Here is a 26731-nt window from a genome sequence, read left to right as displayed (position 1 = left end):
GATCATCCCGCGATCAGGGCGTCGGCGCCCGCATCATCAGCCACGTCCGTGGCCCCGTGTCGGGAACGGCGTCGCGGACGACCTCGAAGCCCGCCCGCGCGTAGTAGGCGACGTTCGCCTCGCTGGTCGTCTCCAGGTAGGTGGGCAGGCCGCGGCGGTCGGCGTCGTCGAGCATCGGCGCCAGGAGCGACGTCCCGATCCCGCTCCGCTGCCGGGACGGGTCGACGCCGAGCGCGAGCAGGAACCAGTGCGGGTCGGGGACGAGCGCCGCGCGCTGGCCGTCGAGCCACGACGTGTAGGCGACGAAGCGCCGGAACGCACCCGGGCCGAGCGTCGCCGGGAAGGCGAGCATCCCCGAGCGCAACATGCCGAGCGCGGACATCGACGTGCTCCCGGGCGGCAGCCAGATCGCTCCGCCCGCGCGGTCGGGCGTGGTCAGGCCGTGACCGCACAGGTGTCCGTAGCGGACGGCCCCGCGGAAGAAGCGGTCGAGCCTCGCGGGGCGGCGCGCGGGGTCCGGGAAGACGAACGTGAACATCCCGTCGTCGGCGAACGCGCGCGCCATCGCCGCGGCGACCTCGTCGACGTCGTCCGGCGTCACGTCCACGGCGGCGTCCCCCATGGCCTTGGATCCTTCCAGGTGCGCTGCGCGCAGGTGAGCAGTTCGGACGGCGATCGCAAGGCCAACTGCTCACCTGCGCGGAGCGCACCTCGTCGTGCTCGGCGCCTCGCCGAAGCGCGCCCGGTACTCGGCGGCGAAGCGGCCCGCGTGGGCGAAGCCGTGCCGCAGGGCCACGTCGGCGACGGACGCGTCCTCGCCGGAGCTCAGGTCCCGGTGGACCGCGTCGAGGCGCCGGCGGCGCAGGTAGGTCACCGGCCCGACGCCGAACTCGGCGTGGAAGATCGTCCGCAGGGTGCGCTCGCTGACGCCGGTCAGGCGCGCGAGCTCCGGCGCCGTGGGTGGGCGGGCGGGGTCGGCGGCGGCGCGGTCGAGCACCCGGCGCACGACCGTCGACGACGCGGGCGGGGCCGGCTCGCGCAGCGCGTCGCGGTACGAGTGCGGGTGACCGAGCAGCAGCGCGGTGCCGACGACGTGTTTGAGCGCCGACCACACCCGCTCCGGCGGCCCCTCCGGCCCGGCCGCGACGCACGTGCTGCGCACCAGCTCCGCGGCGCCGTTCAGCGTGCCGCCGCCGCGCGGCGCCTCGAGGTCGAAGCTCAGCGGGCGGTCCGGGGTGCGCCCGAGCAGGGACGCGAGCTCCCGCTCGAGGTCGACCCGGTCGATCTTGAGGACGAGCAGGTCGAGACCCGGGTCCCACTGCATCGTCAGCGGCCCCGACGACGAGAACACGGCCCCGCAGGCGGTCGACGCGCGCACCCGCATGCCCCGGTGCTCGGCGCGGAACCCGCCGCGCGACGGCAGGTGCACCGTCGCGAAGTCGTCGAGGGGGTGCGACCGGATCTCCACGCCGGCGCCGTAGGAGAACCGCAGCAGGCCGAGCCCGTCACCCGCGACCCATCGGACGTCGGCCCGGAACGCGCCTTCGCGGCCGACCGCCATCCGGTGCCCGGTCATGAGGCGCTCGGTGCGCTCGTGCGCGTCCTCGGAGTCGGCGGTGCGGAAGCCGCCGCGCACGACCCCGGCTGCCGCCATCCCCGCACCTCCTCGTACCGCGCCTCGACGCTGGCCGCAGGCCCGCGAGGTGTCAAGACGTGCCGGAAGCGGACGGCGCCGCCGGAAGTGGCTACCGGGACACCGCGACGCCTCCTAGCGTCGAGTGACCCACCGCACACCCGAGGACGTGACGCCGGTGACGACGACCGACGAGTCAGAGCAGGCGGGGACGGTCATCCCGCTCGGCGAGTACGCCGACGCCGACTTCTACCCCGGCTACGAGCCCCGGCTGGAGTCCCGGCCGTTCCTCGCCGAGCCCCTCGCGCCGTTCACGCGCGCCGACGAGGGCCGGTTCTGGATGCGGGACTCCCAGCACTTCGCCGAGGGCATCACCCCGGCGAGCATGGCCCTGCTCGAGGACGCCCAGACCTGGGGCACGCAGTACGGCGCCGAGATCGTCGGCATCCCGCCGACCGCGGGGATGGTCAACCGGATCGCCGGCGTGCACGTCTACCTCGGGCAGTGCCCGATCACGTCGGCGTGGCAGATGGGCACGCGCGCCGACCGGTTCGGCGCCTTCGCCGCGCCCCGGCTCGCCGACTTCGACACCTACTGGGCGGGCTACCGCGCCGAGCTCGAGTCGGCCTACGCCCACTTCGACGCCCTCGACGTCGACGCGATGGATCGCACCGAGCTGCACGCCGCGCTGGTCGACGCGATCGCCTTCCACCGCCGGGCGTGGGGGGTGCACTTCGAGGTCATGTACCTGCTCGCCGCCAACTACCTCGCCCTCTTCGGTCTCGCGACCGATCTGGGCCTCGAGACCGGGCAGATCGCGCAGTGGCTCGCCGGCGAGGAGACCTCCTACCTGCGCACCGACGAGGAGCTCTGGCGCCTCGCCGGCCGCGCCCGGGAGCTCGGCGTCGCCGAGGCGCTCACCGAGCCGACCGTCGAGGGCGTCCGCGCGGCGCTGGCCACGCAGCCGAACGGGCCGGCGTGGTGGGCCGAGCTCGAGGAGTTCCTCGCGGTCTGGGGGCAGCGCACCGACGAGACCGCCACCCTGGACCGCCCGTCCTGGGCCGAGCACCCGGCGACGCCGCTGGGCACGATCCGCGAGTTCCTCACCCGCCCCGAGGGCCACGACTTCGCCGCCGCCCGGCGCGAGGTGCTCGCCGAACGGGACCGCCTCGTCGCCGCGGCGCGCGCCGCGATCGCGGACGAGGGCGACCGCGCCCGCTTCGACGAGGTGCTGGCCTCGAACCGCGCGGCGAACTTCGTGTGGTGGAACGAGGAGCACAACTTCCTCATCGACCGCCGCATCCACCTGCCCCTGCGCCGGCTCACGCTCGCGGCCGCCGACCGGCTCGTCGCCGACGGCCGTCTCGGCGCCCGCGAGGACGTCTTCTTCCTGTTCCGCCACGAGCTGCTCGACGAGCTCGCGGGGTCCGGGCCGCCGAGCTGGGGCGAGCTCATCGCGGCCCGTCGCGACTACTACGACCATTGGTCGGCGCGCGGCGGCGAGCTCCCGCCAGTGATGGGCGACGTCCCCGACGTCATCCACGACCCGATCATGACCGAGCTCTTCGGGCTGACCCCCGACTACTTCGCGACGATCAAGGCGCAGCAGGCGGCGGCGACGCTGTCGGGGTTCGCCGCGTCGCGCGGCACGGTCGTCGGCACCGCGCGGGTGGTGCGCGCGGCGCAGGACATCGACCAGGTCCGCGACGGCGACATCCTCGTCTGCGGCGGCACCACCACCGAGTGGACGCCGGTGTTCGGCCTGGTCACCGGGTGCGTCACCGACACCGGCGGGACGCTCTGCCACACGGCGATCATCGCTCGCGAGTACGGCATCCCGTGCGTCGTCGGCACCGGCGTCGCCACCTCGACGATCTCGACCGGCGACCGGGTGCGCATCGACGGCGACCGCGGCGTGGTGGAGGTGCTGTGACGGATCTGGAGGCGCTGGCGGGCACGGCCGAACGGGCCGCCCGCGCCGGCGGCGCCGTGCTGCTCGAGTACCGCGACAAGGTCCTCGAGGTCACCCTCAAGGACGCACGCGTCGACGTCAGCTCGTCGGCCGACCTCGCCGCCCAGGAGGCGACGATCGCCGCGATCCGCGCCGAGCGCCCGGACGACGTCGTGCTCGGCGAGGAGGACGCGCCGGACGTCAGCCGTCCCGGCGAGGGCCTGCAGTGGTGGGTCGACCCGCTCGACGGCACCCGCTCGTTCATCGACGGCTTCCCGTGGTTCGCGACGGCGGTGTCGGTGACGCTCGGTGGCGAGCCGGTGGTCGCCGCGGTCTACGACCCGCTGCGCGACGAGCTGTTCCGGGCCGTGCGCGGCGGCGGGGCGACGTGCAACGGGACGTCGTTGCGGGTGTCGGGCGCCGAGAAGGCCGCCGAGGTCGTCGTGGTCGTGCAGGCGCAGTCGTCGGACCCGGCGGTGATCGCGGAGTTCGCGCGGCTGATGCGGGCGATGCTCACGGTCTCCGGCGGCGTGCGCTTCCCCGGCGCCCCGGCGCTCGTCATGGCCCACCTCGCGGCCGGGCACCTCGGCGGCTACGTCGAGCGCGACATGCCGCCGTGGGACGTCGCCGGCGGGCGGCTGCTGGTCGAGGAGGCCGGCGGGCGCGTCACCGACTTCGCCGGCCGGGTCCGCGACGCCTCCACCCGCTACGACGTCGTCGCCAGCAGCGGCGGGGCCGTGCACGACGAGCTGGTCGCGGCCACCGGCCTGCGCTTCGAGGAGGGCCGATGACCGCCCACACCGAGATCGCCGTGACGACGACCGGCGGCTGGGCGCGTCCGGGGTGGTGGGACGTCGTCGAGCCCGCCGAGGCCGCGGGGCGCTTCGGCCCCGACGACGAGCGCGAGCTCTACGACGACTACTGCCGCCTCGCGATCGACGACCAGGAGCGCTGCGGGCTCGACATCGTCACCGACGGCGAGCACCGCCGGCGCGGGTGGATCGAGAACATCACCGCCGCCCTGCCCGGCCTCGAGCTCCAGCCCGCACCGCGCCGTCTCGGGGCCCTGGGCTACGACATGCTCGACGTCTGGAAGGTCACCCGGCCCCTCGACGAGCTCGCGTGGATGTGGGACTTCGTCGGCGAGTACCGCTTCCTGCGCGCCGCGACCGACCGCCGTCCCCGCGTCGGCATGCCGGGCCCGTACGGGATGACCACCGAGCTGGATTTCCGCGACGTCTACCCGTCCCGCAAGGCGTGCGCGGAGGCCCTCGTGCCGGCGTTGCGTGGGCACATCCGCGAGCTGATCGACGCGGGCTGCGACTACATCCAGCTCGAGGAGCCGATCACCCCGGCCGTCGCGGACGACGACCGCAGCCCCGCGTCGATGGTCGAGATCATCAACAAGGTCGTCGACGGGTTCGACGGCTGCACCTTCACCGTGCACATCTGCTTCGGCTCGTTCCGCCGCCTGCCCTACGCCAAGCGGACCTACCGCTGGCTCTTCCCGACCCTGCTCGACGCGCACGTCCACGGGTTCAGCCTGGAGTTCGGCGGGCGGGAGATGGCCGAGATCGACCTGGTCGGGCAGTGGGATCCGGGGAGGTTGCTGTCCGCGGGCCTCGTCGACATCAAGACGCACTACGCCGAGACCACCGACGACCTCGTCGAGCGCCTGCACACGTGCCTGAAGTACCGGGACCCGGCGGCGCTGGAGATCTCCACCGACTGCGGGCTGCGGCGCGTGCCGCGCAACCTCGCGATGGCGAAGATGACCGCCGCCGCCCGGGCCGCGGAACGGGTGCGTCGGGATGGGTGACCTCGACATCCGGGCCGAGACGGTCGGCTCGCTGCTGCGGCCCGCGTACCTCCGCGACGCGATGGCGGCCGGCACGGTCTCGCGCGAGATCCAGGACCGGGCCGTGCTGGAGGTCCTCGAGCTGCAGCGATCCGTCGGGCTGCCCGTCGTCGGCGACGGGGAGATGCGCCGGCGCATCTGGCACGGGCCGGTCCTCGACGTCACCGACGGCTTCGACCCCGAGGGCTTCACGCGCACGTGGACCAGCGAGGACGGGCGCACCGCGTCGCACACCTCGCCCGTCGTCGAGTCCCGCCTGACCGAGCGCGGCAGCCTCGTCGACGTCGAGGCGGGCTTCGTCCTGGCGCACGCCGACCGCCCGGTGAAGGTGACCCTGCCGGTGCCGACGAACTTCCTGAGCTACTGGACCGCCGGCGTCTCCGACCGCGCCTACCCCGACCCGCAGGAGTTCCTCGACGACCTCGTGACGATCCTGCAGCGCCAGGCGCGGGCCCTGGCGGACGCGGGCGTGCGGTACCTGCAGCTCGACGCGCCGAAGTACACGTTCCTGGACAACCGGCGGCTGTTCCCCGACCCGGACCGGTGGGCCGGGCGGCTCGCGGAGCTGGTGCGCACCGACCGGCGGGTGTTCGACGGCCTCCCGGACGACGTCGTCACCGGCATCCACGTCTGCCGCGGCAACTACCGCAGCATGTACGAGAGCACCGTGCCCTACGACGAGATGGGCGAGGTCCTGTTCGCCGAGGCGCGCTACGACCGGCTGCTGCTCGAGTACGACGACGCGCGCGCCGGCGGCTTCGACGCCCTGCGCCACGTCCGCCCCGAGAGCACCGTCGTGCTCGGACTCGTCACCACCAAGCACCCGGAGCCCGAATCGGTCGACGACCTGCGGCGCCGGATCGACGAGGCGTCACGGCACGTGCCGCTGGACCGGCTCGCGCTCAGCCCGCAGTGCGGGTTCGCCAGCACGTGGGAGGGCAACGAGCTCGGCGTCGACGACCAGCGTCGCAAGCTCGAGACGGTCGTGCGCACCGCGGAGCTGGTCTGGTCGTAGCCGTTCTTGATCCTCGCGGGCGGTCGCGGGAAGGTCGTCGGTCTGACGGAGACCGTGACCGCCGGGGGGCGCGATGGAGGAGGTCCGCGACTGGGCGGCCGAGCGGCTCGACGAGATCGTCGACGACCTCGCCGTGCTCGTCGACACCGAGACGCCGAGCACCGACTCGGTCCTGCTCGCCGACGGGCGCGCGGTGCTCACCGGATGGGTGCTCGAGTCCTGGACGGACGCGGCGGCCTCGACGCTGCCGGGCCCGGTGCTCCAGGTCGACACGCCGGGATCGCTGCCGGGCACGGTGGTGCTGCTGGGCCACATCGACACCGTGTTCGACGCCGGCACGGTCGCGCGCCGGCCGTTCTCGGTGACCGACGGGATCGCTCGCGGGCCCGGGGTGTTCGACATGAAGGCGGGCCTGGTCCAGGGCGTGTCCGCGGTGGCCGCGCTCGACGCGCTCGGGATCCCGCGCCCGACGGTGCGCCTGATCGTCAACGAGGACGAGGAGGTCGGGACCGTCGCCTCGCGGGACGCCATGGTGGCCGCGGCGACGGGCTGCACGGCCGTGCTCGTGCTCGAACCGGGCGCCGAGGCGGGCACGGTGAAGACCGCGCGCAAAGGCGTCGGGCTCTGGCAGGTGGCGGCCACCGGGGTCGCGGCCCACGCCGGCCTCGACCCGGAGGCGGGCTCCTCGGCGGTCCACGCCCTCGCGGCGCTGACCTGCCACCTCGTGGGTCTCGCCGACCCGGCCGCCGGGACGACCGTCAACGTCGGGGTGCTCGCGGGCGGGACGCGAGCCAACGTCGTCGCCGAGCACGCACGCCTGGAGATCGACGTGCGGGCGCGGACGGCGTCGGAGGCGGAGCGGGTGGGGTCGGCGCTGGCGGCGTGGGCACCGCCCGATCCGCGCGTGCGTCTCCACGTGACCGGCGGCTGGAACCGGCCGCCGTGGCAGGCGTCGGCGACGTGGCTCGTCGACCGGGCGCGGGCGGTGACGGCCTCGCTGGGCGTCCCGTTCGATGCCCGCGAGGTCGGCGGCGGCAGCGACGGCAACATCCTCGCGGCCGCGGGGCTGCCGGTGCTCGACGGTCTCGGGGCGAGCGGCGGGGGCGCGCATGCCGAGCACGAGTACGTCGTGCTCGATGACCTGCCGGTACGGATCGCGCTGCTCGCGGGCCTCGTCGCGGGATCTCCCCCGGCACGCTGAGCGCCTGCCGCCGTCGGCGTCCGGATGGCCGTCATCCGAACCGGCGATGAACGACACCCATGTCGTTCAGAGTGCGTCACAGATGGGTCACGAACACATTGCGGAGTGGGGGTGATAACGCGCGAACGGGTGAGTTAAGGTCCGCGTTTGTGAGCCAGACGGGCGATGCTTCTCAGACCAACGTGTTCGACCTGACGAAGCGGGGATACAACCCGAACCAGGTCGACGGGCACGTCCAGGCCCTCCTGGCCCGCGTGGAGATGCTCGAACACGCGCACCACCAGGAGCAGCAGCGCGCCGAGGAGGCCGAGGCCGAGCTGACCCGGGCGCGATCGCGCGCCGACCGTCCGGCGGACGCGGACCCCGGCGACTCCACCGTCCAGCAGGGCTTCGGCCACCGCGTCGAGCGGGTGCTCCGCGTGGCCGAGCAGGAGGCGTCGAACGCCCGGGCCGCCGCGGCGCGGGAGGCCTCGGCGCTGATGGAGCGCACGCGCAAGGAGGCCGAGTCGCACCGCCGCGAGGTGGAGCAGAACCTCTCGGCCCGTCGCGCCTCGCTCGACGAGGAGGCCTCGCGCCGCCGCTCGGAGCTCGACGAGCGGGAGCGCGAGCTCGACGAGCAGGCCGCCACCACGCGGGAGGAGGCCGAGCAGACGCTCGCCGAGGCCCGCACGGGCGCCGAGCAGATCACCCGCGACGCCGAGGCCGAGGCCCAGCGTCGCCGCGAGGACACCGAGGCGCTCATCCGCCGCCGCCACACCGACGCCGAGAACGAGCTCGAGCGCCTCAAGGGCCTGCACGACGGCGTCCGCACCGACCTGGGCAGGCTGCTCGAGTCGCTGTCCGGGCAGCTGCCCGCGCGCGACGGCGGGCGTCACCTCTCGGTCGCCCAGGCGGCCGCGGCGGCGCAGGCGCCCATGGTGTCGTCGGCCGCGCCGTCGTCCGCGCCTTCGTCTGCTCCGGCCGGCGAGACGATCGAGGAGCCGCGATCGAACCTGCACTTCGGGCCGCAGGAGACCGGCGACGAGGACGGCGCGCAGTCCGGTGAGGCCGGCTCCGCATGACCTCCGGGGGGATGGCGGTCGGCCGTGGTCTGACGTGGACCTACGGCGACTCGCAGGACGACGGCCACCGCCGCGCGGCACGCTCCGCCGAGGACACCGCCGTGATCTCCCCGGTCGTGGCCGACGAGACCCGCGCGACCCCGATCGCCCCGCCGGCGCTCACCGCGCTCGACGCCCTCCCGGCCGTCCAGCGCCGCGCGCTGGTGATGCGCCACATCCGCGGCATGGACGCCGAGGACATCGCCGCCGCCGACCGCGTGGCCGTCGACGTCGTCGACCGCCGCCTGACCCACGGCGAGCTCGCCTTCGCCCACCACCTCGGCCTCGCGGTCGGGCCGGAGACGCCGGGCGCCGTGGCCGAGCGCGAGCTCGCCCCGCTCGCCGACCTCCCCGACGCCTCGATCGCGGGACCCACGTTCGCCCCGATGCACGCGACGTCGGCGCGCTCGCGCCTGAGCCGCGGGTGGGGGCGGGGTGGGCGCGATGTCGCCACGGCCGGAGTCGCTGGTCACGCGGCCGGCGGAGACGGTGGCGTGACGGCGACTGCAGTCCCGTCGGGAGTGTCCCTTCCGGGAGGGGCACCTGCCGGTGGAGCGTCGACGGGCGCCGCGACGGCGGCGACGGTCGGCCTCGCGGGAGCCGCGGCGGGCGCGTTCGCCGGTCGTTCTCCCGCTGACGCGCGCCCGGGCGCTCCGTGGGCGCCGGATGCTCCGACTCAGGCGAGTGCGAGGCGCGGCCCCACCTCCCCGGCCCGGGGCTGCGGCGGGGTCGCGTCGTCCGGTGCGGCGGCGGGGCTCGCCGCCGGTGCCGCGCTGCCGGCCGAGACGCCGCCGGCCGAGCGCCGCAACCGTCTCCCCCTCGTCGCGGCCACCTTGACGGCCGCGTCCGTGGCCGCTCTCGGCGCCGCCGTCGCCACGGCCGCGCACCACACCGCGGCTCCGGAGACGACGGGCGGGAGCTCGGCTCCGCTGCCCTCTGGACCCGGTGCCGCGCCCAGACTCGGCGCCGCCCTGCCGCCCGTGGGAGCGGGCGCCACGCCCGCCGCCCCGGCCGGCGACGCCGCCCTCGACCTCGGCCTGGGCGACGCGACGTCCGCCGGTCCGGCGCCGGCGGGACCCAGCGGTCCCGTCGCGCCGTCCCTGGCCGCGGGCGTCAGCCTCGCCCCGGCCGGCGTGCCCGGCGGGACGCCGCGCGCCGTGCCCGCGGTACCGCGCGCCGACGGGCCGCCGGCGTCCTCGGCGGGCTCGCCCCAGCCGTCCACCGCGAACCCCGGCCCGAGCACCCAGCCCACCCAGCCGTCGCAGCCCTCCGGTGGCAACGGCGGTGGAGGCGGCGGGAACGGCGGCGGTGCTGGCGGGAACGGCGGCAGCAGCGGCAACAGCGGCGGTGGCAACGCCGGCGGCGGTGGCGGGAACACCGGTGGCGGTGGTGGCGGCGGCCAGGCCGGCGACGGTGGTCACGGCGGCGGGAACGCCGGTGGCGGCAACAGCGGTGGCGGTGGCGGTGGCAACGGCGGCGGCAACGCCGGCGGGGGCCGGGGCGACGACGGGCCTCCCCCGCGCGCCGGCGCATCGGCCGGTGGCCGCGGCGGCGATCGGGGCGACGCCGGTTCTGGTGGCGGCGGCGACCGGGGCGGTCAGGGCGGTGGTGACCGCGGCGGCCAAGGCGGCGGCGACCGTGGTGGCCAGGGCGGTGCTGCTGGTGGCCAAGGCGGCGGCAACGGCGGCGGTCAAAGCGGTCGCGGCGGGCGCTGACCGCCGAGTACACCCCGCGATGCTTCGAATTCCGAAGCCTTCCTCAAAACTGTTGCGCACCCCCGCCGCCCGTCCTGGGGCTGCCGTGGCTTGATCCGGGAGAGATCATGCTTCCGGGACCGTCGCGTCGAGGAGCCGGAGGTCGGCGACGTAGATCGCCTCGTCGGTGACCCGGTCGGGCGCCGGGACGGTCTCGAGACGCACGGGGTCCACCGGGCGGTACGTCGTCCGCCGGTACCGCCGCATCTCGCGCACCCGGTACCTCCGGCGGCACAGCGCCACGGCCTCGCCGTGCTCGGTGCCTACGGCGAGCTCCGGCTCGAGGTAGAGCGCGCCCTCGATCCACAGTCGGCCGTCGACGGGCTCGGAGGCCGCCCAGTTCAGTGGGAACAGGCGGCCCGCCACGTCGAACACGTCCACGTGGCAGGAGCACTCCTGCGCCGACACGGGCGCCGTGATGACCTCACCCCGCCCGTCGAAGCAGCCGAACTCGTCGACCGTCCAGGCCTGGCGGTCCGACAGCGCCGGCAGGTGGCCGCCGGCGTAGATCGCGGGCGCGACCTCGGTCTCGTCGCCCACTGCCAGCGTCAGCGCCCCGGCGGCGAGGTGGTGCGGCAGGAGCTGGACGGTCAGCTCGCCGTCAGGATGCTCCTCGCGCAGCGCCCGCCGACCCAGCGTGCGGCGCACGACGGCGTCCACGTCCTCGTGGTGGCGGCCGGCCACCGTGCGCTCCTTGCTCCGCCGCGATCGCGCGGGTTTCACCATGTCGCCTCCTCGGCTCTCCTCTGGTTGGAGTGCCGCGGGGCTCCATCGGTTCCGCGGACATGGCGCCTGTGGACAACCGCGCGGGGAGGGTCGAGGGGTGGCGGAGATGCTTCGGTTTCCGAAGCATCCGCAGCAACGTCGGGCGCCTCAGCCCGACCGGACCTGCGCCGGCAGGGCGAAGCTGCAGGGCTCCCACGGCACGAGCGCGACCTCGCCGGCGAGGGCCCGGTCGATGTAGCGCCGGAGTGCCTCGGCCGCGGCGGACGGCTCGAGTGCCCAGGCGTCGAAAGCACCCGGCGGGTCGGCAACGGGCTCGCCGCAGACCAGGGAGCCGTCGCGCACCAGATCGACCAGCAGGGGTCCGGCGCGACGCAGCAACGGCAGCCGTCCCTCGCCGCCCTCGACGACCTTGACCAGCGCGATCGCCTGGAAGATGTCGAGCCAATCGTCCTCGGCCTCGTGCAGCAGATCGGCCTTGAGCTCGTCGCCCGTCGTCATCTCCCGCCCGCCTTCGGGGTGTGGACCTTCACCATCGTGGACGGGAGGTCGCGATGCTTCGGAAACCGAAGCATCCTCGCCGGCCTATCCGCCCTCCCCCGGCGCGAACAGGCAGGGTTGCCACGGCTCGAACGGCGTGGTGCCGGCGACAACCTGGGCGACGTACTCCTCGAGGAACCTCGCCGACGCCTCAGGGGCCGAAGGCCAGGGGACAAACGCCCCGCGCCCGGTCCCGACGTCGCCAGGCACCAGGCGTCCCTCGCGGACCAACCGCGCGACGAGACCGCCGGCGCGGCGGAGGAGAGCGAGATCGTCGTCCCCACCTTCGGCCAGGGAGACGATGCCGATCGCGTGGCCCATGTCGATCCAGTCGACTCGGGCCTCGCCGACGATGTCGTCCATCATCGCGAGGTCAGCGTCGCTCATCCGTCCTCCCTCCTCGGTGTGTGGACGCGAACCTGGTGAGCGCGTCCGGCGTTGATGTCGACCGCGGGATCGTGCGGTGGAGTCGACGACGTCGCGCGGTAGGTCATGTAGGTGCCGTCCGCGAGCAGGACCACGGTCCTCCCCTCCGAGGTGTGGACCACCTGGCCGCCGTCGGACAACACCCGGAAGATCCCGTCGATCTCGGCGACCGTATCGACCTCGCGCACCGGGAACTTCGGGCTCCGCGCACTCCCCCGCCGCCCGATCAGCACACCCTCGTTCGCCGCGTGCTCGGCCGCCGTGAGACCGCGGTACCGACCCAGGGGCGCACCGGAGGAGTCTGCCGGGTCCGCCGCCTCCATCCCGGCCGCGCGGACCGCGCGCGACGCCCGCCCCGCCGCGCCCGCACCGCCGAGGGCGGAGAGCCCGAGGCCGGTGAGCACGCCGCCCGCCCAGCGCGTCGGGTTCGTGGCCACCTCGCGCGGGTTGACCGCCTGCTCGATGGTCTCCGCGGGGTGCGTGACCGCGTGGGCGACACCGGTGGCGAGGTCGCCCCACCCGCCGACCGCCTCGGCCGGCTCGACGAGGAAGCGCGTCGGGTTGACCTGCCAGAGCAGCTGGCCCGTGGTCGCGAGCTCCGACCACGCGCCGCCACCGAGATCGCCGAGGAACCCGCCGATCTGTTGGGCGATCGAGGGCATCGCCGGGGCGAGGTCACGGGCCCGCGCCACGAGCGGCGCCGCGCGATCCCCGGCCTCGGCGACGGCGGCGCGGGCCGCCCGCAGACGTTCCGTCGCCGCGACCCGGCCGGCCTCACCTGGGTCGACCTGCTCCGGGCCCCGGGGCTGCGCGCTGAGCGCCTCGGCTTCCTCCTAGGTCTGCACGGCGGCGACGGCTTCGGAACGCGCCCACGCCAGGACCTCCGCGCAGTCGTTGACGGCGTCGGCGGCGGCGAGGAACGCCTCGCCCGTCCCGGTCCATTGCGGCGGCACGGGGTCGAACGCGCGGCGGAAGGAATCGGCCGCATCGCCCTGCCAGTCGCCGGTGTCGATACGACTCAACCCATCCCCGGCGCCGACGAGGGCGCCGCCGAGGCGGGACATCACCGACGCGATGGCCCGCACCGCGTCCGGGTCGCCGGGCACGAGGGCCGCGGGGTCCGCGCGCGACCCGAGCGGCGGCACGCGGGGTCACCGACCCCAGCGGAACTGGTCGACGGCCAGGCCCTCGGCCTCGGCGTACGCGCCGGCGGCGTCGTGGAGCCCGCGGGCGAGGGCGTTGCCGTCGTCGGTGAGGTTGGCCAGGCCGTGGGACCACCGATCGCCGAAGTCGACGACGACGGCCCCGAGGACGTCGTGACCGAACGGTGCGGGCGTCGTCACGAGGTCGGCGACGTCGTGCGCAGCCAGCTCGTCCATCACCGCGTCCACCCCGTGCGCGGCGTCGAGCAGCGCCTGCAGCACCACCCGCACGTCGGCCACGGCCGAGACGGTAGGCAGGCCGGCGCGCGCAGACGTGCCGTTCGGCAGAATTCGACGCCGTCATGAGCCGCGCCGACCGCACCGACGCCTACGCGCGGGCCGTCCTGCGGGTGCCGGACCTCGGGCTCGTCCTCCGGCCCCGGCCGGCGGGCGAGGTCGTCGGCACCTTCCCGTTCACCGCGCCGGTCCACGTCGTCACCGCCCACAATCCGGGGGCCGAGCGGCCCGGGGCGAGGGAGAACGCCGTCCGGCAGGCACGTCTCGAGGCCGCGCTCGACGAGCGGGGCCTGCGGCACCGGCGCACGATCGCCGGCGCCGGGGACGGGAGCCACGCGGAGGAGGGCGCGCTGGTCGTCGGGCTGGACGACGACGACGCACGGGCGCTCGGCGCGGCCTGGGGGCAGGACGCGGTGTTCCGCTGGAGCCCGACCGCGTGGACGGTGCTCGCGTGCGACGAGGGTCCTTCGGTGGAGCTCGGATGGGCGCTCTCCGCATGACCATGGCCTCTCGCAGGGGCAGGATGGCGGGAGTGAGCGACTGGAACCAGCAGATCATCGACGAGTTCCGTGCCAACGACGGGAAGGTCGGCGGCCCGTTCGAGGGCGCGCCGCTGCTCCTGCTGCACCACACGGGACGCACGTCCGGGACCGAGCGCGTCACGCCGATGATGTACCAGGCGGTCGGCGACGCCTACGCGGTCTTCGCGTCGAAGGCCGGCGCGGACACGCATCCGGACTGGTACCGCAACCTGCTGGCCCACCCGGACGTGACCGCGGAGATCGGCACCGGCACGGAGTCGCTGCGGGCCCGCGACCTGCCCGCCGACGAGCGCGCGCCCATCTGGGAGAAGCAGAAGGCCGACTACCCGGGCTTCCAGGGCTACGAGGACAAGACCGACCGGACGATCCCGGTCGTGCTGCTCGAACGGCGCTGATGCCCCGCCCGGTGTGGAACACGCTCGCCCACAAGCGGGGCGAGCTGCTCAGTCGTGACCTCGCCCCGGACGTGCACGCGCAGCGCTGGGCGCAGCGCTACGACGGCGCGGTCGGGGTGCTGAACCGCTGGGTGGACCACGTCCGGGACACCACCTACGAGAACCTGCCGTACTTCGACCCGGCGAGCGCGGGACAGGGGGCGCGCGTCCTCGTGCTGCTTCAGGACCCGTCGGGCGAGGCGGAGGAGGGGTCGGGGTTCGTCAGCAGGCACAACAACGACCCGACCGCGAACAACACCTACGTCGCCAGCGACCGCGCCAAGCTCGGCTACGACATCAGCCTGCACTGGAACGTCGTGCCGTGGTGGGTCGCGAACCCGGCCAAGCCGGTGCGCACCTTGGAGAAGGAGTCGGTGCGCGCGCTGCCCTACCTCGAGCAGATGCTGGAGCTGCTCGACCCCGCGCCGACCGAGGTCGTGGTCCTGGGCCGACCGGCGGCGCGGGCCTGGGCGCGGATCGCCCGCCGGGGCCTGCCGGGCGGGCTGCGGGACGCGACGGTCGCCCTCGCCCCGCACCCGAGCCCACTCGTCTACCCGCGCGTCGACGCCGCCACCGGCCGCGGCAACAGCGACCTCATCGTCGAGGCGATGCGCCTGGCCGGCCAGCGGGCGCGGGGCGAGAAGGTGCGCCCGGCCGCCGGCGGGCCGGCCGGGCGTCGCCGCCCGTTCTGACCGTGACGGACCCGGCGGCCCTCGCCGAGCACCTGCGGGCGCTGCCGCCGTCGGTCGGCGCCACCGTGCTCGTCGGGGTCGACGGGTTCTCCGGAGCGGGCAAGACGGCGCTCGCGCAGGACCTGGGGCACCAGGACGACGTCGCCGTCGTCTCGATCGAGGAGTTCTACCGCGGCTGGGCGGGCCTCGAGGAGGGCCCGGCACGGGCCGTCACGGGGCTCGTCGAGCCGCTCCGCGCGGGCTGCACGCCGCGCTGGGGCGCGTGGGACTGGGAGCACGACGCGGAGGGCCCTCCGCGGGACCGACCGCTGGCCGCGCGCGTCGTCGTCCTCGAGGGCTGCGGGGCCGGGGCGTCGGTGCTGCGGTCGCACGAGGCGCTGACGGTGTGGGTCGACGCGGAGCCCGGTGAGCGCGAACGGCGGCTGCGGGCGCGCGAGGACTGGCCGCTCTACGCCCCGCACCGGGCGACCTGGCGGGCTCGCGAGCAGGTGCTGGCCGCCCACGAGGGTCTGCCCGACGCCGCCGACGTGATCGTCCGGCGGCATCCCGACGGGTCGCTGGACATGCGGACGTCACCTCGTCGATGAGGTCGAACGTCCACCGTGTGGGTACCGTCCCCGGCGTGAGCACGACGACCGACGACATCCCCGCGCCCCCGCCGGACCTGTCGCCGGGCGACGCCGAGCACTGGCGCGAGGTCGTGCAGTGGAAGGACCGCGAGCTGAGCAGCTCGTCGGGCCTGCTCAGTCCGCTGTGGGACGGGGTGGCGGGGGTCCGCGCCGAGGTCACCGGCCTGCTGCGGCGGATCCCCGGGGTGTCGCAGGTCGACGACGGGGTCCAGAACGCGCTCCACCAGCTCGCCTCGGCGGGTGCCGGGGCCGGGGCGGCGACCCTGCGGCGTGACGCGGTGTTCGCCGACTTCCGTGCGCAGGGCCACGAGGTCACCGACTTCAAGGACATCCGCGGGCTCGACATCGCCGACGTGCAGGCCGCGATGCCGCGCCTTGACCTCGGCTACACGGTGTTCGCCGGCGTGCAGGGCGGCGTCACGGGCTTCCTCACTGGCGCCGGTGTGACGGCGGTGGCGGGCGGTACCGGCGGCGCCGGGATCGGCAGCCTGCCGGGGATCGCGGTCACGGTCGTGACGCTCACCGGCGACGCCCTGCTCACCGTCGCGTCCTGCACGCGCGCCGTCGCGCACGTCGCGGCCTATCACGGCTACGACGTGACGAAGCGTTCCGAACAGCTCATCGCCCTCGCCGTGCTGGCCGTCGGGCTCTCGGGCGACGACGAGACGCCCGGGGCCTACCAAGAGGTCATCGAGCTCATCACGGCCAAGTCGCAGGAGAACCAGAAGCGCAAGCAGCAGCAGGCGCAGATCAAGCGGCTCGGCTCGGCGGTGCACCGGCGCCTGCTGAGCCAGATCGGTCAGCGTGAGGCCGCCCAGCTCGTGCCGGTCCTCGGCATCGGCGTGGGTGCGGTGCTCTCGGCGCGGCTGCTGGCGAAGGTCGTCGACACCGCCGTGCACCTCTACGGCGAGCGCTTCCTGCACGACAAGTACGAGCTGCCCTTCGGCGTCGACCTCCCGTTCGACCCGGCGACCTACCGGCCCTACGTCGACGGGGAGCCCGACGACGGCGGCGACGACATGGACGACGAGGGCGACGAGATCTTCGCGGGCTCCTGATCCACGGAGCCTGACGCGCCGGTCACCCGCTCGGCGCAGCGTCCAGATCCCGTTCATCTCGCGGCCATCCGCCGGGCAGGTCGCCGACCGCTGCGTACCCACACGGCGACCTAGCGTCAGCAGCGATGACCATGCTGCTCGGGACCCCGCCGTCGGGGGTCGACGTCCTCGGAACGCTGCGGGGCTGGGTGCGGGCGCTGCCGCAGCCGGCGGACCTCGCCGCGGCGACGGGGGCGCTCGGCGAGTGGCTGGGGCACGTGGGCCTGCCGGCTCCCGAGGTGTCCGCGGCGCCGGTGCACGACACGGCGGCGCTCGCCCGCGCCTACGCCGTCGTCGGGGCGGTGCAGGCCGGGGCGAGCGGGCTCGTGAGCGGCGTGGTCGGCGCGCGGTGGGCGCCGGTCGCCGGGGCGGTCGCCCTGGCCGGCGCGGTCGGTCTCGACGGCGTCCTGACCACGGCGACGTGCGTGCGCGCGGTGTCCCACGTCGGCGCGCGGTACGGGTTCGCGGCGCGGTCGGACGAGGAGCGCACGGTGGTGCTCGCGGTGGTCGCGACGAGCCTCGGCGCGGCGCCGGGTGTCGACGACGACCGCCGCCGGCTGGCCGCGCTCGTCGTCGTGCGCCTGTCGGTGTCACGGGGGCCGAGCGAGCTCATGCGCCTGCTGCCCGCGGTCGGTCCGGTGCTCGACGCCGCGCTGGGCGCGGTGGTCGGCGCGCGGCTGCTGTACCGCGTCGTCGGCGACGCCGACCGGCACTACCGCGCGCGGTACCTCGCCGAGCGGGACCCGGAGCAGGAGCCCGCTGCCGCGTGATCGTGGTGGCTTTCCTCGCGTTGAACGTCTGCGTGGATGCCAGGCTGCACACCCGTGCGTCGGCGAGCTCCTCGGCGTGTCGCGCGAGCGAGCATGTGGCGATCCTGGCGTCACACGCCAGGAAAGCCGCATCGCTCGAACACCGGCTCAGCTCTCGGACCCCGCGGCGACGTGGGCGCGGACGTCGGCGATCGAGGTGAACACCTGGTAGCCGAGCGCCTGCAGGCGGTCGCGGGCGGGCTCGGCGAGGTCGGGGTCGAGGACGACGGGCGGGGCGAGGGCGCGGCGGCTGATGCCGGTCGGCCACAGGATCGCGGCGTCCGCGAGCACGCCGCCGCCGCGGGGGTCGTGCACGCGGGCGTCGCGGCGCGGGGGCGGGAAGCCCTGGGCGGCGAGGTCCCCGATGAAGCCCTCGAGGTCCTCGTGCGTCTCCGGCGCCGCCTCGCCGAGCACCGCGCGCCCGGAACGTCCGCGGCGGGGCCGGTACTCGGCGCCCCGTCCCGGCGCCGTCTCGACGACGGCCAGCGGGCCGGTCGGCGCCGACGGCGTGATCCCGGCGGCCGCGGCGGCGTCGAGCACCGGGGTCAGCGCGCCCTCGGGGTCGGCGACGTAGCGGGACTCGGGGACGCGCACGACCGGCCAGCCGCACCGGCGCAGGTCGTGCTCGGCCTCGACGTCGGCGCGGGTCGCCGGGCGGCGCTGCTCGTCGCCGTCGCACACCACGGCGAGCCGCCCGTTCGCGCCGGTGACGACGAGGTCGAGCGTGCGCCCGTGCACCTCGACCTGCGGGACGACCGCGAACCCGAGCGCCGAGAGATCGGCGAACACCCGCTGCGCGAACAGGCTCCCGAACGCCGGGTGCCGGTGGTCGCGGTCGACCTCGGCGGGCGCCGGGCGGTTCTCCGGGGCGCCGGCGGAGCCGACGGGTTCGGTGGCGGTGACGTGCTCGAGCAGCTTGCGGCGCAGGTCGGCCTCGGCGAGGTCGTCGGCGCGCACCGAGTGGAACAGCCAGCACTGGTCGCGGGCGCGCGAGGCGGCGACGTTGTACCCCTGTCGGAAGCGCTCCGCGGTCAGCGCCACGAGCCGCCGGCCGGGGGCGACGACCATCGAGAGCCACACGATGTCGCGCTCGTCGCCCTGGAAGTCCGCGGGCACGCCGACCCGCAGCCGGCGCGCCTCCCACACGGCGACGCCGAGACGGTCGCGCAGCTTGCTCTCGATCAGCTCGACCTGCCCGTGCCCCTGCAGCACGACGACACCGAACGTCGCGCCCGCGTACGCCGGGTCGGCCGCGCAGCGAGCGACGGCGTCGACGAGCGCGGACGCCTCGGCGTCGTTCGTCAGCCCCGACCCCGTGCCGCTGACCTGCGCGTCCGGCACGAACGTCGCCCGCAGCGGCGGCAGGCGGTCGGCGCCGAACTGGCGCAGCGGGACCAGGGGTGCGTCCCCCTCCCCCGGCCCGCTGTAGAACTCCCGCGACGACCAGCCGACGATCTCGGGCATCGACCGGAAGTGCTCGCGGAGCCGGATCGGCGGGCCGAACGTCGCCCGGAACACCGAGAACACGCTGGCCCGCGGCGTGAACTGGCTGCGCAGGTAGAAGGGCACGTCGGGCAGGTCGTGCTCGAGCCGGGCGAAGGCGGACTCCAGCGAGCCGCCGCCGACGTCGGCCGGGGTGCACTGCCGGTCGTCGCCGACCACGATCACCCGCGGCGCGAGCCACAGCAGGAACAGGCTCGTCAGGTCGGCCTGGCTGGCCTCGTCGACGATCACGACGTCGAACGCGTCCGGCCGCGGCGCGACGGCCGAGAGCACCTCGCGGATCGGCATCACCCAGGCCGGGACGGCGTCGCTGGCGACCTCGACGGCCTCGCGGGCCGCGGCCCGGTAGCGGTCGGCGTGGCGTCCGGTGCCCCGCCCGACCGCGGCGATCGACGCGCGGTGGCTCTGCAGCGCGCGCATCTGCTCGGCGCCGACGCGTGTCAGGCACGCCCGCCACGCCCGTGCCGCCGCCAGGCGGGCGGTGGCGCGGGCGAGCTCGACGTCGAGGTCGGCGAGACGGTCCGGAGCGGACTCCGCGGCGGCCCAGGAGCGCACCCGCGCCGCGGCCCGGGCGTGCGCCCAGGCCTGCTCGAACCGTTCCTCACGGTCGGGCCACTGCTCGCCGGCGTGGGCGTAGAGCAGCGACACCACGCCCGGCGCCGCCTTCTCCAGCCGCGCGGACAGGGTGTCGGTGCGGCGCTGGGCACGGGCCTCGTCGTGCGCGGACTCCACCCCGAGCACGGCCTCGGCGTACCCGTCGGCGTCGCGGCGGCGCAGGGTCTCCAGGACGGCGACGAGCTCGGGCGCGCGGCGGTCGGGCGGCGCCCCGCTCTCCAGGCGCTCGACCACCTCGTCGAGCTCGCCGCGCGCGAGGTCGGCGGCGCGGGTGTCGTCGACGTCGAGCGTGAGCGTCGTGAACACCCGCAACCGCGCGAGGGAGTCGATCCGCGGGCGCTGGTCGGGCGGCAGCGCCGCGAGCAGGCGCCGCACGCCGACCGCGGCGGTCAGGACCCGGCCGACCGACAGGCACGCAGCACGCAGCGCCAGCACCTGCTCGACGAGCAGGGCCCGGTACTCGGCGCGGCGCAGTGGGTGCCCGAGCGGGGCGAAGGCCTCGGAGAGCCGATCGGTGATCTCGAGGATCCGCAGGTGGCGGGCGATCGCCTCCGCGCCGGAGACGGTGGCCGGCTCGGCGCCGTGCAGGCGGATCCCGGCCAGGTGGGGCTCCACCGCCTTCTGCTCGTCGGGCTTGAACATCCGTCGTGTCTGCCCGCCGTCGGCGAGGAACTGCGCGAAGCGCTCGAACGCCGGCGCGGCGGCGGCGACGTCGACGCCGTCCTCCACGCGGACCTGGGCGGACCCGGCGCGGCGGTCGTGCTCGAGCACCGCGTCGACGTCGCGCAGCCCGTCGGTCGCGCGGTTCCAGAGGTGCCCGGCGCGCCCGGACAGGACGGCATCGGTCACCTCACGGGCCCACGGGGTCTCGTCGCCGGACTCGTCGAGGTCGGCGAGGGCGTCCGCGACCCGGCGGCTGACCGCGGGCAGGTGCGCCGCCGCGTCCGCCGGGAGCCGGCCCAGCGCGGCCACCAGGTCCCCGGTGTCGCCGGAGGTCGCGTCGAGCCCGCGCAGGACGGTGGCGGCGAGCTCCGCGATGTGCTCCTCGGGCGGCAGCTCGACCGGCGGCGGGAGCAGCTGGCCGGCCCGCGCCCGCCGGCCCGGGGTCTCGCCGGCCAGCAGCGTCCGCAGCTCGGCGAACTCGCCCGCGTCGAGCGGTGGGGTGGCGGGCAGGTCCGCGTCGGGGTCGACGACGTCGGTGAGCCAGCCGTCGCGGTCGTGGGCGTCGCGCACCCGGCGGGCGATCTCGGCGCGCGTCCCCGTCATCCCCGGGCCGAGGTCGCGCTGCACGGCCGTCTCGGCCGCGCGGTCCGCGACGAGCGCGTCGAGCGCGGCGTCGCGCTCGGCGAGCAGCCCGTCGCGGCGCTCGGTGAGGTCGGCGATGGTGCGCTCGGCGTCGTCGGGGTCGAACTCGGTGCTGCGCGCGGCGAGGCCGGCGATGCCCGCCCCGACGCCGGGCTCGTCGTCGCCCTCCGCCAGCGAGATGCACAGGTCGCGCATCTCGGCGGGCAGCTTGTCCCGCAGCACGCGCAGGGCCTGCGCCTTCTCGCTGGTGACGAGCACGCGGCGGCCCTCGGCGAGCAGCGCGGACAGCAGGTTCGCGATCGTGTGGGTCTTGCCGGTGCCCGGCGGCCCCTCCACGACGACGCCCGAGTCGCGACCCAGCCGCGACAGGATGCGGCCCTGCGCCGCGCCGACCGGCAGCGGGAAGAGCGGGTCGGTGACGGGCGGCTCGTCGTGCCCGGCGCGGGCGAGCCAGGCCGCGCGGTCGGTCGGTTCGATGGCGGCGACGAGCTGGGCGAGGCCGACCGGCAGCGGTCTGCTCGGGTCGGCGAGGTCCGCCGTCATCGCGTCGTAGAACGTGCGCAGGGCCGCGGCCCCGCGGCGGCGGGCGACGAGGGCCGGCGCCGGCACGAGGGCCGCCTCGCTCCCGGTCGGGCCGATCCAGTCGTCGCCGCGGCGGGCCGGGATGCGCAGGTGGCGGTCGGCCCAGCCGGCGAGGACGGCGACGAGGTCGGGGGCGAGCGGTGACGTCGGCGCCGCGCTCTCGGGGGGCGCGGCGTCGTCGACGATCCCGGTGCCGGCGAGGAGCTCGTCGTCCTCCCACCGGGACGCGTCGCCGGCCAGCGTCACGACCATCGCCTCGTCGCGGTGCTCGATGCGCACCGGGCGCGTGAGCAGGGGGACGCGCACGTCGTGGCCGGGGGCGTGGAGCAGCCCGCCGGCGAGGACGAGCTCGACGGCCTCGGGCTGGTCGGCGGCGGTCCGCATGAGGTCGAACAGCGCGTCGAACGTCGCGCGCATCGGACCCTCGGGCCGGGCGCGGAGGACCTCGTCGCCGGCCTCGTGGGGGCGGCGCACGGCCGCCTGGTCGGCGACGTCGACCAAGGCGAGCTCGCCGACGTGGTGGCGGGTGTGCCGCACCGGCCGGGCCCGGGCGAGCGCCACCCGGCGCAGCACCCCGACCAGGCGCTGGACCCGGTCGCGCAGGGCCGGATCGTTCTCGGGGCGCTCGGCGGGCGCCTCCTGCGGCACGACCACGCTCCCTCCGGCCCGTTCGTCTGCGGCGGTCCAGAATCGCATCCCGTTCCGGGGCGATCACGCGTGGCCGGTCACGGAGAGGGGAGCGGCGTCGTCCGGAGTGGCGATGGAACCGTGGGAGCGTCGGCGCCGTCGAACCCCGTGACGGAGCGAGACGGGAGGCGGGGCCGATGGACGCGGGTGCCGAGACGACGACGGGGACGGACGATCCGGCCGCGGCGGCGAAGTTCCTCACGGGGCTGGCGGCGTCGGGGAGCCGGCCGGAGCAGGTCGTGGGCGTGCTGCGCGCGCGGTACGGCACCGGGCGGACGGTGCTGGCCGGCGCGGAGCTCGCCCTGCTCGACGCGGCCGACGTGCTCCACGAGCGGGGCTGGGGCGCCCGCGACGTCACCGAGGTCGTGCGCCGGCGGCTCACCGCAGGCCGGGTCGTGCTGGCGGTGGACGTGCTGGGGGCCGCGGCGGCCCGCCGACCGCGGGGGAATCCCTCCGACCTCGAGGGGACGCCGCTGCCCCGCGACGCACCGCTGGTGGCGCAGTGGAGCAGCGTGCGGGGGCTCGTCCCCGACGACGCGCTCGCCGCGAGCGTCGCCCTCGTGGGCCTGATGCGCACGCTGCCCGCGCTGCCGTGGCTCGGCGAGGAGGCCCGCGCGCCGGAGGGGGTCGACGCCCGGGTGCTCGCGCGGGTGCGCGGGCTGCTCGCCAAGGCCGAGTCCACCGAGTTCCCCGAGGAGGCCGAGGCGCTCTCGGCCAAGGCCCAGGAGCTCATGGGCCGCCATGCGCTGGAGCAGGCGCTGGTGGGGGCGCCGGTCGACGCCGAGCCCCGCGCGTCCGCCCGCCGGCTCTGGCTCGACCCGCCCTACGCGAGCGCGAAGTCGAGCCTCGTCCACCAGGTCGCGACCGCCAACCGGTGCCGGGCGATCAGCCTCGGCGCGCTGGACATGGTCACCGTCGTCGGTCACGCCGCCGACCTCGCGACCGTCGAGCTGCTGGTCACCTCGCTGCTCGTGCAGGCCGACCGCGCGATGCTCGCGGCCGACGACGACTCCGTGCCCCGCGCGCGGCGGCGCTCGTTCCGCCACGCCTTCCTGCTCGCCTACGCCACCCGCATCGGCGAGCGGCTCACCGCCGCGGCGCACGAGGCGCAGGCGCACGCCCGGGCGGAGCTCGGCGAGGCCCTGCTGCCGGTGCTGGCGGCGCGGGCGGAGGTCGTCGAACGCACCGTCGGCGAGCTGTTCCCGCGGCTGACGCGGCGCCGGTTCAGCGTCGGCAACGGCGCGGGGTGGACGGCGGGGCGCGCCGCGGCGGACGCCGCCAGCCTCACCCCGGGCCGCGACGCCCTCGCCGAGGGGTAGGCGAGGATGGGGCGATGGCCGGCAACCGCGACCGACGCGCCGCCAAGCAGCGTCGCCGCGACGCCAAGCGGGGCCACGCACCCGAGGCCGCGGCGCGGCCGACCGACCCCGGTCTGCCGCCGGAGTCGCTGCAGGCCCTGCTGCGCCGGGCCGCCGCCGATCTCGCCGAGGGCGACGACGCCGCGCTCACCGAGCTGCGCCACGTGCTCGCCGAGCACCTCGCCCGGCGGCGTGAGCGGGTGCTGGCCGCGTGCGACGCGGTGACGGCCGGGGTCGTCGTTCCGGGGGACGTCGTTCCGGGGGACGTCGACGGCGCTCTCGCCGCCGCTCTGGCCGCGGGGGGCACCGTGTCCTCGTGGGCCGAGCACGAGGGCGCGCGCACCGAGGAGGCGGCGGTGGCGGCGGTGCGGATGCTCGCCGCCTCGGGCCTTGACCTCGACAATGGTTGAGCTTCTACCGTCGTCGGCATGACCGACCAGCACGTGCGCCCGCATCCCGGTCAGGAGCTGTCGGTGGGCGAGGTCGCCGAGCGCAGCGGGGTCGCCGTGTCCGCCCTGCACTTCTACGAGCGCGAGGGCCTCATCCACAGCCGCCGGACGGCCGGCAACCAGCGCCGGTTCCGCCGCGAGGTGCTGCGGCGGCTGTCGTTCATCCGCATCGCCCAGCGGGTCGGCATCCCGCTCGCCGAGATCCGGTCGGCGCTCGACGCGCTGCCCGACGGCCGCACGCCCACCCGCCAGGACTGGGAACGGCTCTCCGCGCAGTGGCGCGAGGAGCTCGACGACCGCATCCACCGCCTCCAGCAGCTGCGCGACGACTTCACCGGCTGCATCGGGTGCGGGTGCCTGTCGATCGACCGGTGCTCGCTCGTGAACCCGGGCGACCGCTTCGGGGCGGAAGGGCCCGGCCCGCGCCGGCTCGTCGGCTGACCTTTGACCACGTCATGCGTCGTGGTTGATCTCTGACCACGACAGGTGACGTGGTCAGGAGGTCCCATGCACTTCAGCACCGTCGGGATGTGCGTGCACGCCGAGGACGTGGCCGCGGTCCGCGCGTTCTACGTCGAGGTCCTGGGCTTCACCGTGGCGATGGACATCGGCTGGTTCGTGAGCCTGCGCCAGCTCGGGCACGACGACCTCGAGGTGTGCGTCGTCCACCGCGACCACGCCCTCGGCGAGGACCTCGCCGGCCCGGTGCGGGGCGTGGTGTTCGCGTTCCTGGTCGACGACGTCGACGCCGAGCACGCGCGCCTGCGCGACCTCGGGGTGCCCGTCGACGTCCCGCCGCGCGCCGAGCCGTGGGGTCAGCGGCGCTTCCTCGTCCGCGACCCGGCCGGCACCGGGATCGAGATCGTGCAGGTCACGGCCCCCGACCCGGCGTGGCTCGCTGCCCAGGCCGCCGGGTGAGCCCGCGCGCCCCCCGCAATCCCGCGCGCCGCGACCAGCTGCTCGACGCCGGGCTCGCCGTGCTCGCCGAGCAGGGGGCGCGGGGGCTGACGTTCCGGGCGGTCGACGCGCGGGCCGCGGTGGCGACCGGCACGGCGACCAACTACTTCACCGACCGCGACGCCCTGCTCGCCGAGCTGGGCGAACGCATCCACGCGCGCCTCGAGCCGGGGGAGGAGAAGCTGGATGCGGCGCTCGCGGGTGCGCCGGCGCCCGCGGTGATGCGGCGGATGCTCTCCCGCGTCCTGGAGCGCCGCGAGGTCTACGTCGCGCTCCTGGAGCTGCGACTCGAGGCCACCCGGCGCCCCGCGCTGCGCGCCTCGCTGACCGCCACGGTCCGCGCGCGCTTCGAGCAGGACGTCGCGGTCCACGAGCAGGCCGGGGCGCCGGGCGGTCGCCGGGCCGTGGCGCTGCTGCACCACGCGATGGAGGGGCTGATCCTCGACCAGCTGACGTTGCCGGAGGCGCTGGGCGATCCGGCCGAGGCCGGCGAGGTGGCCGGTCAGCTGGCGGAGCTGATCACGCGAGGCGTGTGACCCGGCCCGGCGGCGGGGCCGGCACCGCGTCGGGGTGCAGGGCGTGGGCGATCGCCTCGATCCCGTCGACCAGCCGCGGGCCGGCGCGCACGACGTAGGAGGCGGAGTCGACGGCGACCAGCGGGACGCCGGGGAGGTGCGTCCGCACGTCCGCCGCCTGGGCCACCGCGTCGTCGAGCCCGAACCCGCACGGCGCGACGAGCACGACGTCGGGCTCCTGGGCGCGCGCCTCGTCCCACGTCGTCGCGACGCTGCGCCCGCCGTCGATGCCGGCCAGCGGCTCGGCGCCCGCTCGGCGCACCATCGCCGGCACCCAGTGGCCGGGCAGGAACGGCGGGTCGACCCATTCGAGGGCGAGGACGCGAGGTCGGGGTCGCCCGGTCAGGGCCTCGTCGACCGCGCGCAGACGTCGCTGCAGGTCGAGGGTGAGGCGTGCGCCGGCCTCGGGCGCGCCGGCGGCGTCGGCGACGGTGGCGACGGCCGCGAGCACCTCGTCGAGGGTGTGGGGGTCGACGGTGAGCACGCGCGCGTCGAGATCGAGCTCGCCGAGCGCCTCGGACACCGTCGCCTCGGGCAGCGCGCACACCCGGCACAGGTCCTGGGTCAACACCAGGTCGGGCGCGGCGGTCCGCAGCCCCTCGCGGTCGAGCTCGTACTGCGGCAGGCCCCGCGCGGCGCGGTCGCGGACGATCGCGTCGATCTCCCCGGGCGTCAGGCCCGCCGGCAGCGCGGTGTCGACGACGACGGGCCGCCGCTCGCGGATGCCGGCGGGCTCGTCGCACTCGAACGTCACGGCCACGAGATCGTCGGCCAGTCCCAGCGCCCCGACGATCTCCGTGGCCGCGGGCAGCAGCGACGCGATCCGCACGTCCCCGACCCTATGTGAGCAGTTGGCG

General features: G+C 75.9%; 28 protein-coding genes. 18 read left to right on the top strand and 10 right to left on the bottom strand.

The genetic code is table 11. The features are described from left to right. Nucleotides 1–13 precede the first annotated feature (13 nt). Both QSK03_RS10180 and QSK03_RS10175 read right to left on the bottom strand, forming a co-directional pair. Nucleotides 14–622, bottom strand: a complete 609-nt coding sequence (locus tag QSK03_RS10180) for a GNAT family N-acetyltransferase (protein WP_285651178.1) — start codon at nt 620–622, stop codon at nt 14–16. 69 nt (nt 623–691) lie between these two features. Then, nucleotides 692–1654: an AraC family transcriptional regulator gene (locus QSK03_RS10175; RefSeq protein WP_285651175.1), complete on the bottom strand. Its 963-nt coding sequence runs from the start codon at nt 1652–1654 to the stop codon at nt 692–694. Between the two features lie 157 nt (nt 1655–1811). On the opposite strand from QSK03_RS10175, the gene QSK03_RS10170 reads away from it, so the two are divergent. The 7 genes from QSK03_RS10170 (at nt 1812) to QSK03_RS10140 (ending at nt 10473) form a co-directional block, all read left to right on the top strand. After that, a complete protein-coding gene (locus QSK03_RS10170) occupies nt 1812–3566 on the top strand; it encodes a PEP-utilizing enzyme (RefSeq protein ID WP_285651173.1) in 1755 nt (584 codons plus the stop codon). Continuing rightward, nucleotides 3563–4375, top strand: a complete 813-nt coding sequence (locus QSK03_RS10165) for an inositol monophosphatase family protein (RefSeq protein WP_285651171.1) — start codon at nt 3563–3565, stop codon at nt 4373–4375. Before QSK03_RS10170 ends, QSK03_RS10165 begins: the two co-directional genes overlap by 4 nt. Then, entirely contained in the window at nt 4372–5403 is a 1032-nt protein-coding gene (locus QSK03_RS10160; protein WP_285651169.1) for a hypothetical protein, read from the top strand. The genes QSK03_RS10165 and QSK03_RS10160 overlap by 4 nt, the downstream gene beginning before the upstream one ends. Continuing rightward, nucleotides 5396–6457 (top strand): cobalamin-independent methionine synthase II family protein, encoded by a 1062-nt coding sequence (locus QSK03_RS10155; protein WP_285651167.1) that lies wholly within the window; start codon nt 5396–5398, stop codon nt 6455–6457. Before QSK03_RS10160 ends, QSK03_RS10155 begins: the two co-directional genes overlap by 8 nt. A gap of 73 nt (nt 6458–6530) precedes the next feature. Further along, nucleotides 6531–7658 (top strand): M20/M25/M40 family metallo-hydrolase, encoded by a 1128-nt coding sequence (locus tag QSK03_RS10150; protein ID WP_285651165.1) that lies wholly within the window; start codon nt 6531–6533, stop codon nt 7656–7658. A 149-nt stretch (nt 7659–7807) separates the two neighbouring features. After that, nucleotides 7808–8719 carry an ATP synthase subunit B family protein gene (locus tag QSK03_RS10145; protein ID WP_285651163.1) on the top strand — a complete coding sequence of 304 codons (912 nt, stop codon included), beginning with the start codon at nt 7808–7810 and terminating at the stop codon, nt 8717–8719. Further along, nucleotides 8716–10473 (top strand): RNA polymerase sigma factor, encoded by a 1758-nt coding sequence (locus QSK03_RS10140; RefSeq protein WP_285651161.1) that lies wholly within the window; start codon nt 8716–8718, stop codon nt 10471–10473. Before QSK03_RS10145 ends, QSK03_RS10140 begins: the two co-directional genes overlap by 4 nt. A 105-nt stretch (nt 10474–10578) precedes the next feature. Here QSK03_RS10140 and QSK03_RS10135 read toward each other — a convergent pair whose 3' ends face one another. The 6 genes from QSK03_RS10135 to QSK03_RS10110 all read right to left on the bottom strand — a co-directional run bounded on the left by QSK03_RS10135 (nt 10579) and on the right by QSK03_RS10110 (nt 13643). Next, nucleotides 10579–11238, bottom strand: coding sequence for a hypothetical protein (locus QSK03_RS10135; protein ID WP_285651159.1), 660 nt, complete (start codon nt 11236–11238; stop codon nt 10579–10581). 147 nt (nt 11239–11385) lie between these two features. Beyond that, nucleotides 11386–11736: a hypothetical protein gene (locus QSK03_RS10130; RefSeq protein ID WP_285651157.1), complete on the bottom strand. Its 351-nt coding sequence runs from the start codon at nt 11734–11736 to the stop codon at nt 11386–11388. 84 nt (nt 11737–11820) lie between these two features. Further along, entirely contained in the window at nt 11821–12162 is a 342-nt protein-coding gene (locus QSK03_RS10125; RefSeq protein WP_285651154.1) for a hypothetical protein, read from the bottom strand. Beyond that, a complete protein-coding gene (locus QSK03_RS10120; RefSeq protein ID WP_285651152.1) occupies nt 12159–12893 on the bottom strand; it encodes a hypothetical protein in 735 nt (244 codons plus the stop codon). The genes QSK03_RS10125 and QSK03_RS10120 overlap by 4 nt, the downstream gene beginning before the upstream one ends. Before the next feature lie 141 nt (nt 12894–13034). After that, nucleotides 13035–13346 (bottom strand): putative T7SS-secreted protein, encoded by a 312-nt coding sequence (locus tag QSK03_RS10115; RefSeq protein WP_285651150.1) that lies wholly within the window; start codon nt 13344–13346, stop codon nt 13035–13037. 6 nt (nt 13347–13352) lie between these two features. Then, nucleotides 13353–13643, bottom strand: a complete 291-nt coding sequence (locus tag QSK03_RS10110) for a hypothetical protein (protein ID WP_285651148.1) — start codon at nt 13641–13643, stop codon at nt 13353–13355. Between the two features lie 62 nt (nt 13644–13705). Between QSK03_RS10110 and QSK03_RS10105 the strand changes: the two genes are divergently transcribed. From QSK03_RS10105 to QSK03_RS10080, 6 genes are all read left to right on the top strand, one after another. Then, nucleotides 13706–14140, top strand: coding sequence for a DUF3293 domain-containing protein (locus tag QSK03_RS10105; RefSeq protein ID WP_285651146.1), 435 nt, complete (start codon nt 13706–13708; stop codon nt 14138–14140). Nucleotides 14141–14172: 32 nt separating this feature from the next. Continuing rightward, entirely contained in the window at nt 14173–14577 is a 405-nt protein-coding gene (locus QSK03_RS10100; RefSeq protein ID WP_285651144.1) for a nitroreductase family deazaflavin-dependent oxidoreductase, read from the top strand. Then, on the top strand, nt 14577–15308 hold the full coding sequence (locus QSK03_RS10095; RefSeq protein ID WP_285651143.1) for a uracil-DNA glycosylase family protein: 732 nt from the start codon (nt 14577–14579) through the stop codon (nt 15306–15308). Before QSK03_RS10100 ends, QSK03_RS10095 begins: the two co-directional genes overlap by 1 nt. A gap of 2 nt (nt 15309–15310) precedes the next feature. After that, a complete protein-coding gene (locus tag QSK03_RS10090; protein ID WP_285651142.1) occupies nt 15311–15895 on the top strand; it encodes a nucleoside/nucleotide kinase family protein in 585 nt (194 codons plus the stop codon). Nucleotides 15896–15930: 35 nt separating this feature from the next. Further along, nucleotides 15931–16995: an EcsC family protein gene (locus QSK03_RS10085; protein WP_285651141.1), complete on the top strand. Its 1065-nt coding sequence runs from the start codon at nt 15931–15933 to the stop codon at nt 16993–16995. Nucleotides 16996–17120: 125 nt separating this feature from the next. After that, a complete protein-coding gene (locus QSK03_RS10080; protein WP_285651140.1) occupies nt 17121–17804 on the top strand; it encodes a hypothetical protein in 684 nt (227 codons plus the stop codon). A gap of 147 nt (nt 17805–17951) precedes the next feature. Here QSK03_RS10080 and QSK03_RS10075 read toward each other — a convergent pair whose 3' ends face one another. Continuing rightward, a complete protein-coding gene (locus QSK03_RS10075) occupies nt 17952–22496 on the bottom strand; it encodes a PDDEXK-like endonuclease domain-containing protein (RefSeq protein WP_285651138.1) in 4545 nt (1514 codons plus the stop codon). A 176-nt stretch (nt 22497–22672) separates the two neighbouring features. Between QSK03_RS10075 and QSK03_RS10070 the strand changes: the two genes are divergently transcribed. The 5 genes from QSK03_RS10070 (at nt 22673) to QSK03_RS10050 (ending at nt 25835) form a co-directional block, all read left to right on the top strand. Continuing rightward, the gene (locus QSK03_RS10070; protein ID WP_285651137.1) at nt 22673–23854 is read left to right on the top strand and encodes a DUF2786 domain-containing protein; all 1182 of its coding nucleotides are present in this window, start codon (nt 22673–22675) and stop codon (nt 23852–23854) included. A gap of 14 nt (nt 23855–23868) precedes the next feature. Then, the gene (locus QSK03_RS10065; RefSeq protein ID WP_285651136.1) at nt 23869–24303 is read left to right on the top strand and encodes a hypothetical protein; all 435 of its coding nucleotides are present in this window, start codon (nt 23869–23871) and stop codon (nt 24301–24303) included. An 18-nt stretch (nt 24304–24321) separates the two neighbouring features. Further along, nucleotides 24322–24783, top strand: coding sequence for a redox-sensitive transcriptional activator SoxR (soxR, locus tag QSK03_RS10060; protein ID WP_285651134.1), 462 nt, complete (start codon nt 24322–24324; stop codon nt 24781–24783). 66 nt (nt 24784–24849) lie between these two features. Further along, nucleotides 24850–25260, top strand: a complete 411-nt coding sequence (locus QSK03_RS10055) for a VOC family protein (protein ID WP_285651133.1) — start codon at nt 24850–24852, stop codon at nt 25258–25260. Next, complete coding sequence (locus QSK03_RS10050) at nt 25257–25835, top strand: TetR/AcrR family transcriptional regulator (RefSeq protein ID WP_285651131.1); 579 nt, start codon at nt 25257–25259, stop codon at nt 25833–25835. The genes QSK03_RS10055 and QSK03_RS10050 overlap by 4 nt, the downstream gene beginning before the upstream one ends. Here QSK03_RS10050 and QSK03_RS10045 read toward each other — a convergent pair. Next, nucleotides 25819–26703, bottom strand: coding sequence for an ABC transporter substrate-binding protein (locus QSK03_RS10045; protein WP_285651130.1), 885 nt, complete (start codon nt 26701–26703; stop codon nt 25819–25821). The genes QSK03_RS10050 and QSK03_RS10045 overlap by 17 nt on opposite strands. Between the last annotated feature and the right edge of the window lie 28 nt (nt 26704–26731).

Source organism: Actinomycetospora sp. NBRC 106375 (assembly GCF_030269665.1).
Lineage (GTDB): Bacteria > Actinomycetota > Actinomycetes > Mycobacteriales > Pseudonocardiaceae > Actinomycetospora.
The sequence above is the reverse complement of the archived record's forward strand: the minus strand, read 5'-3'. Positions and strand labels throughout refer to the sequence as shown.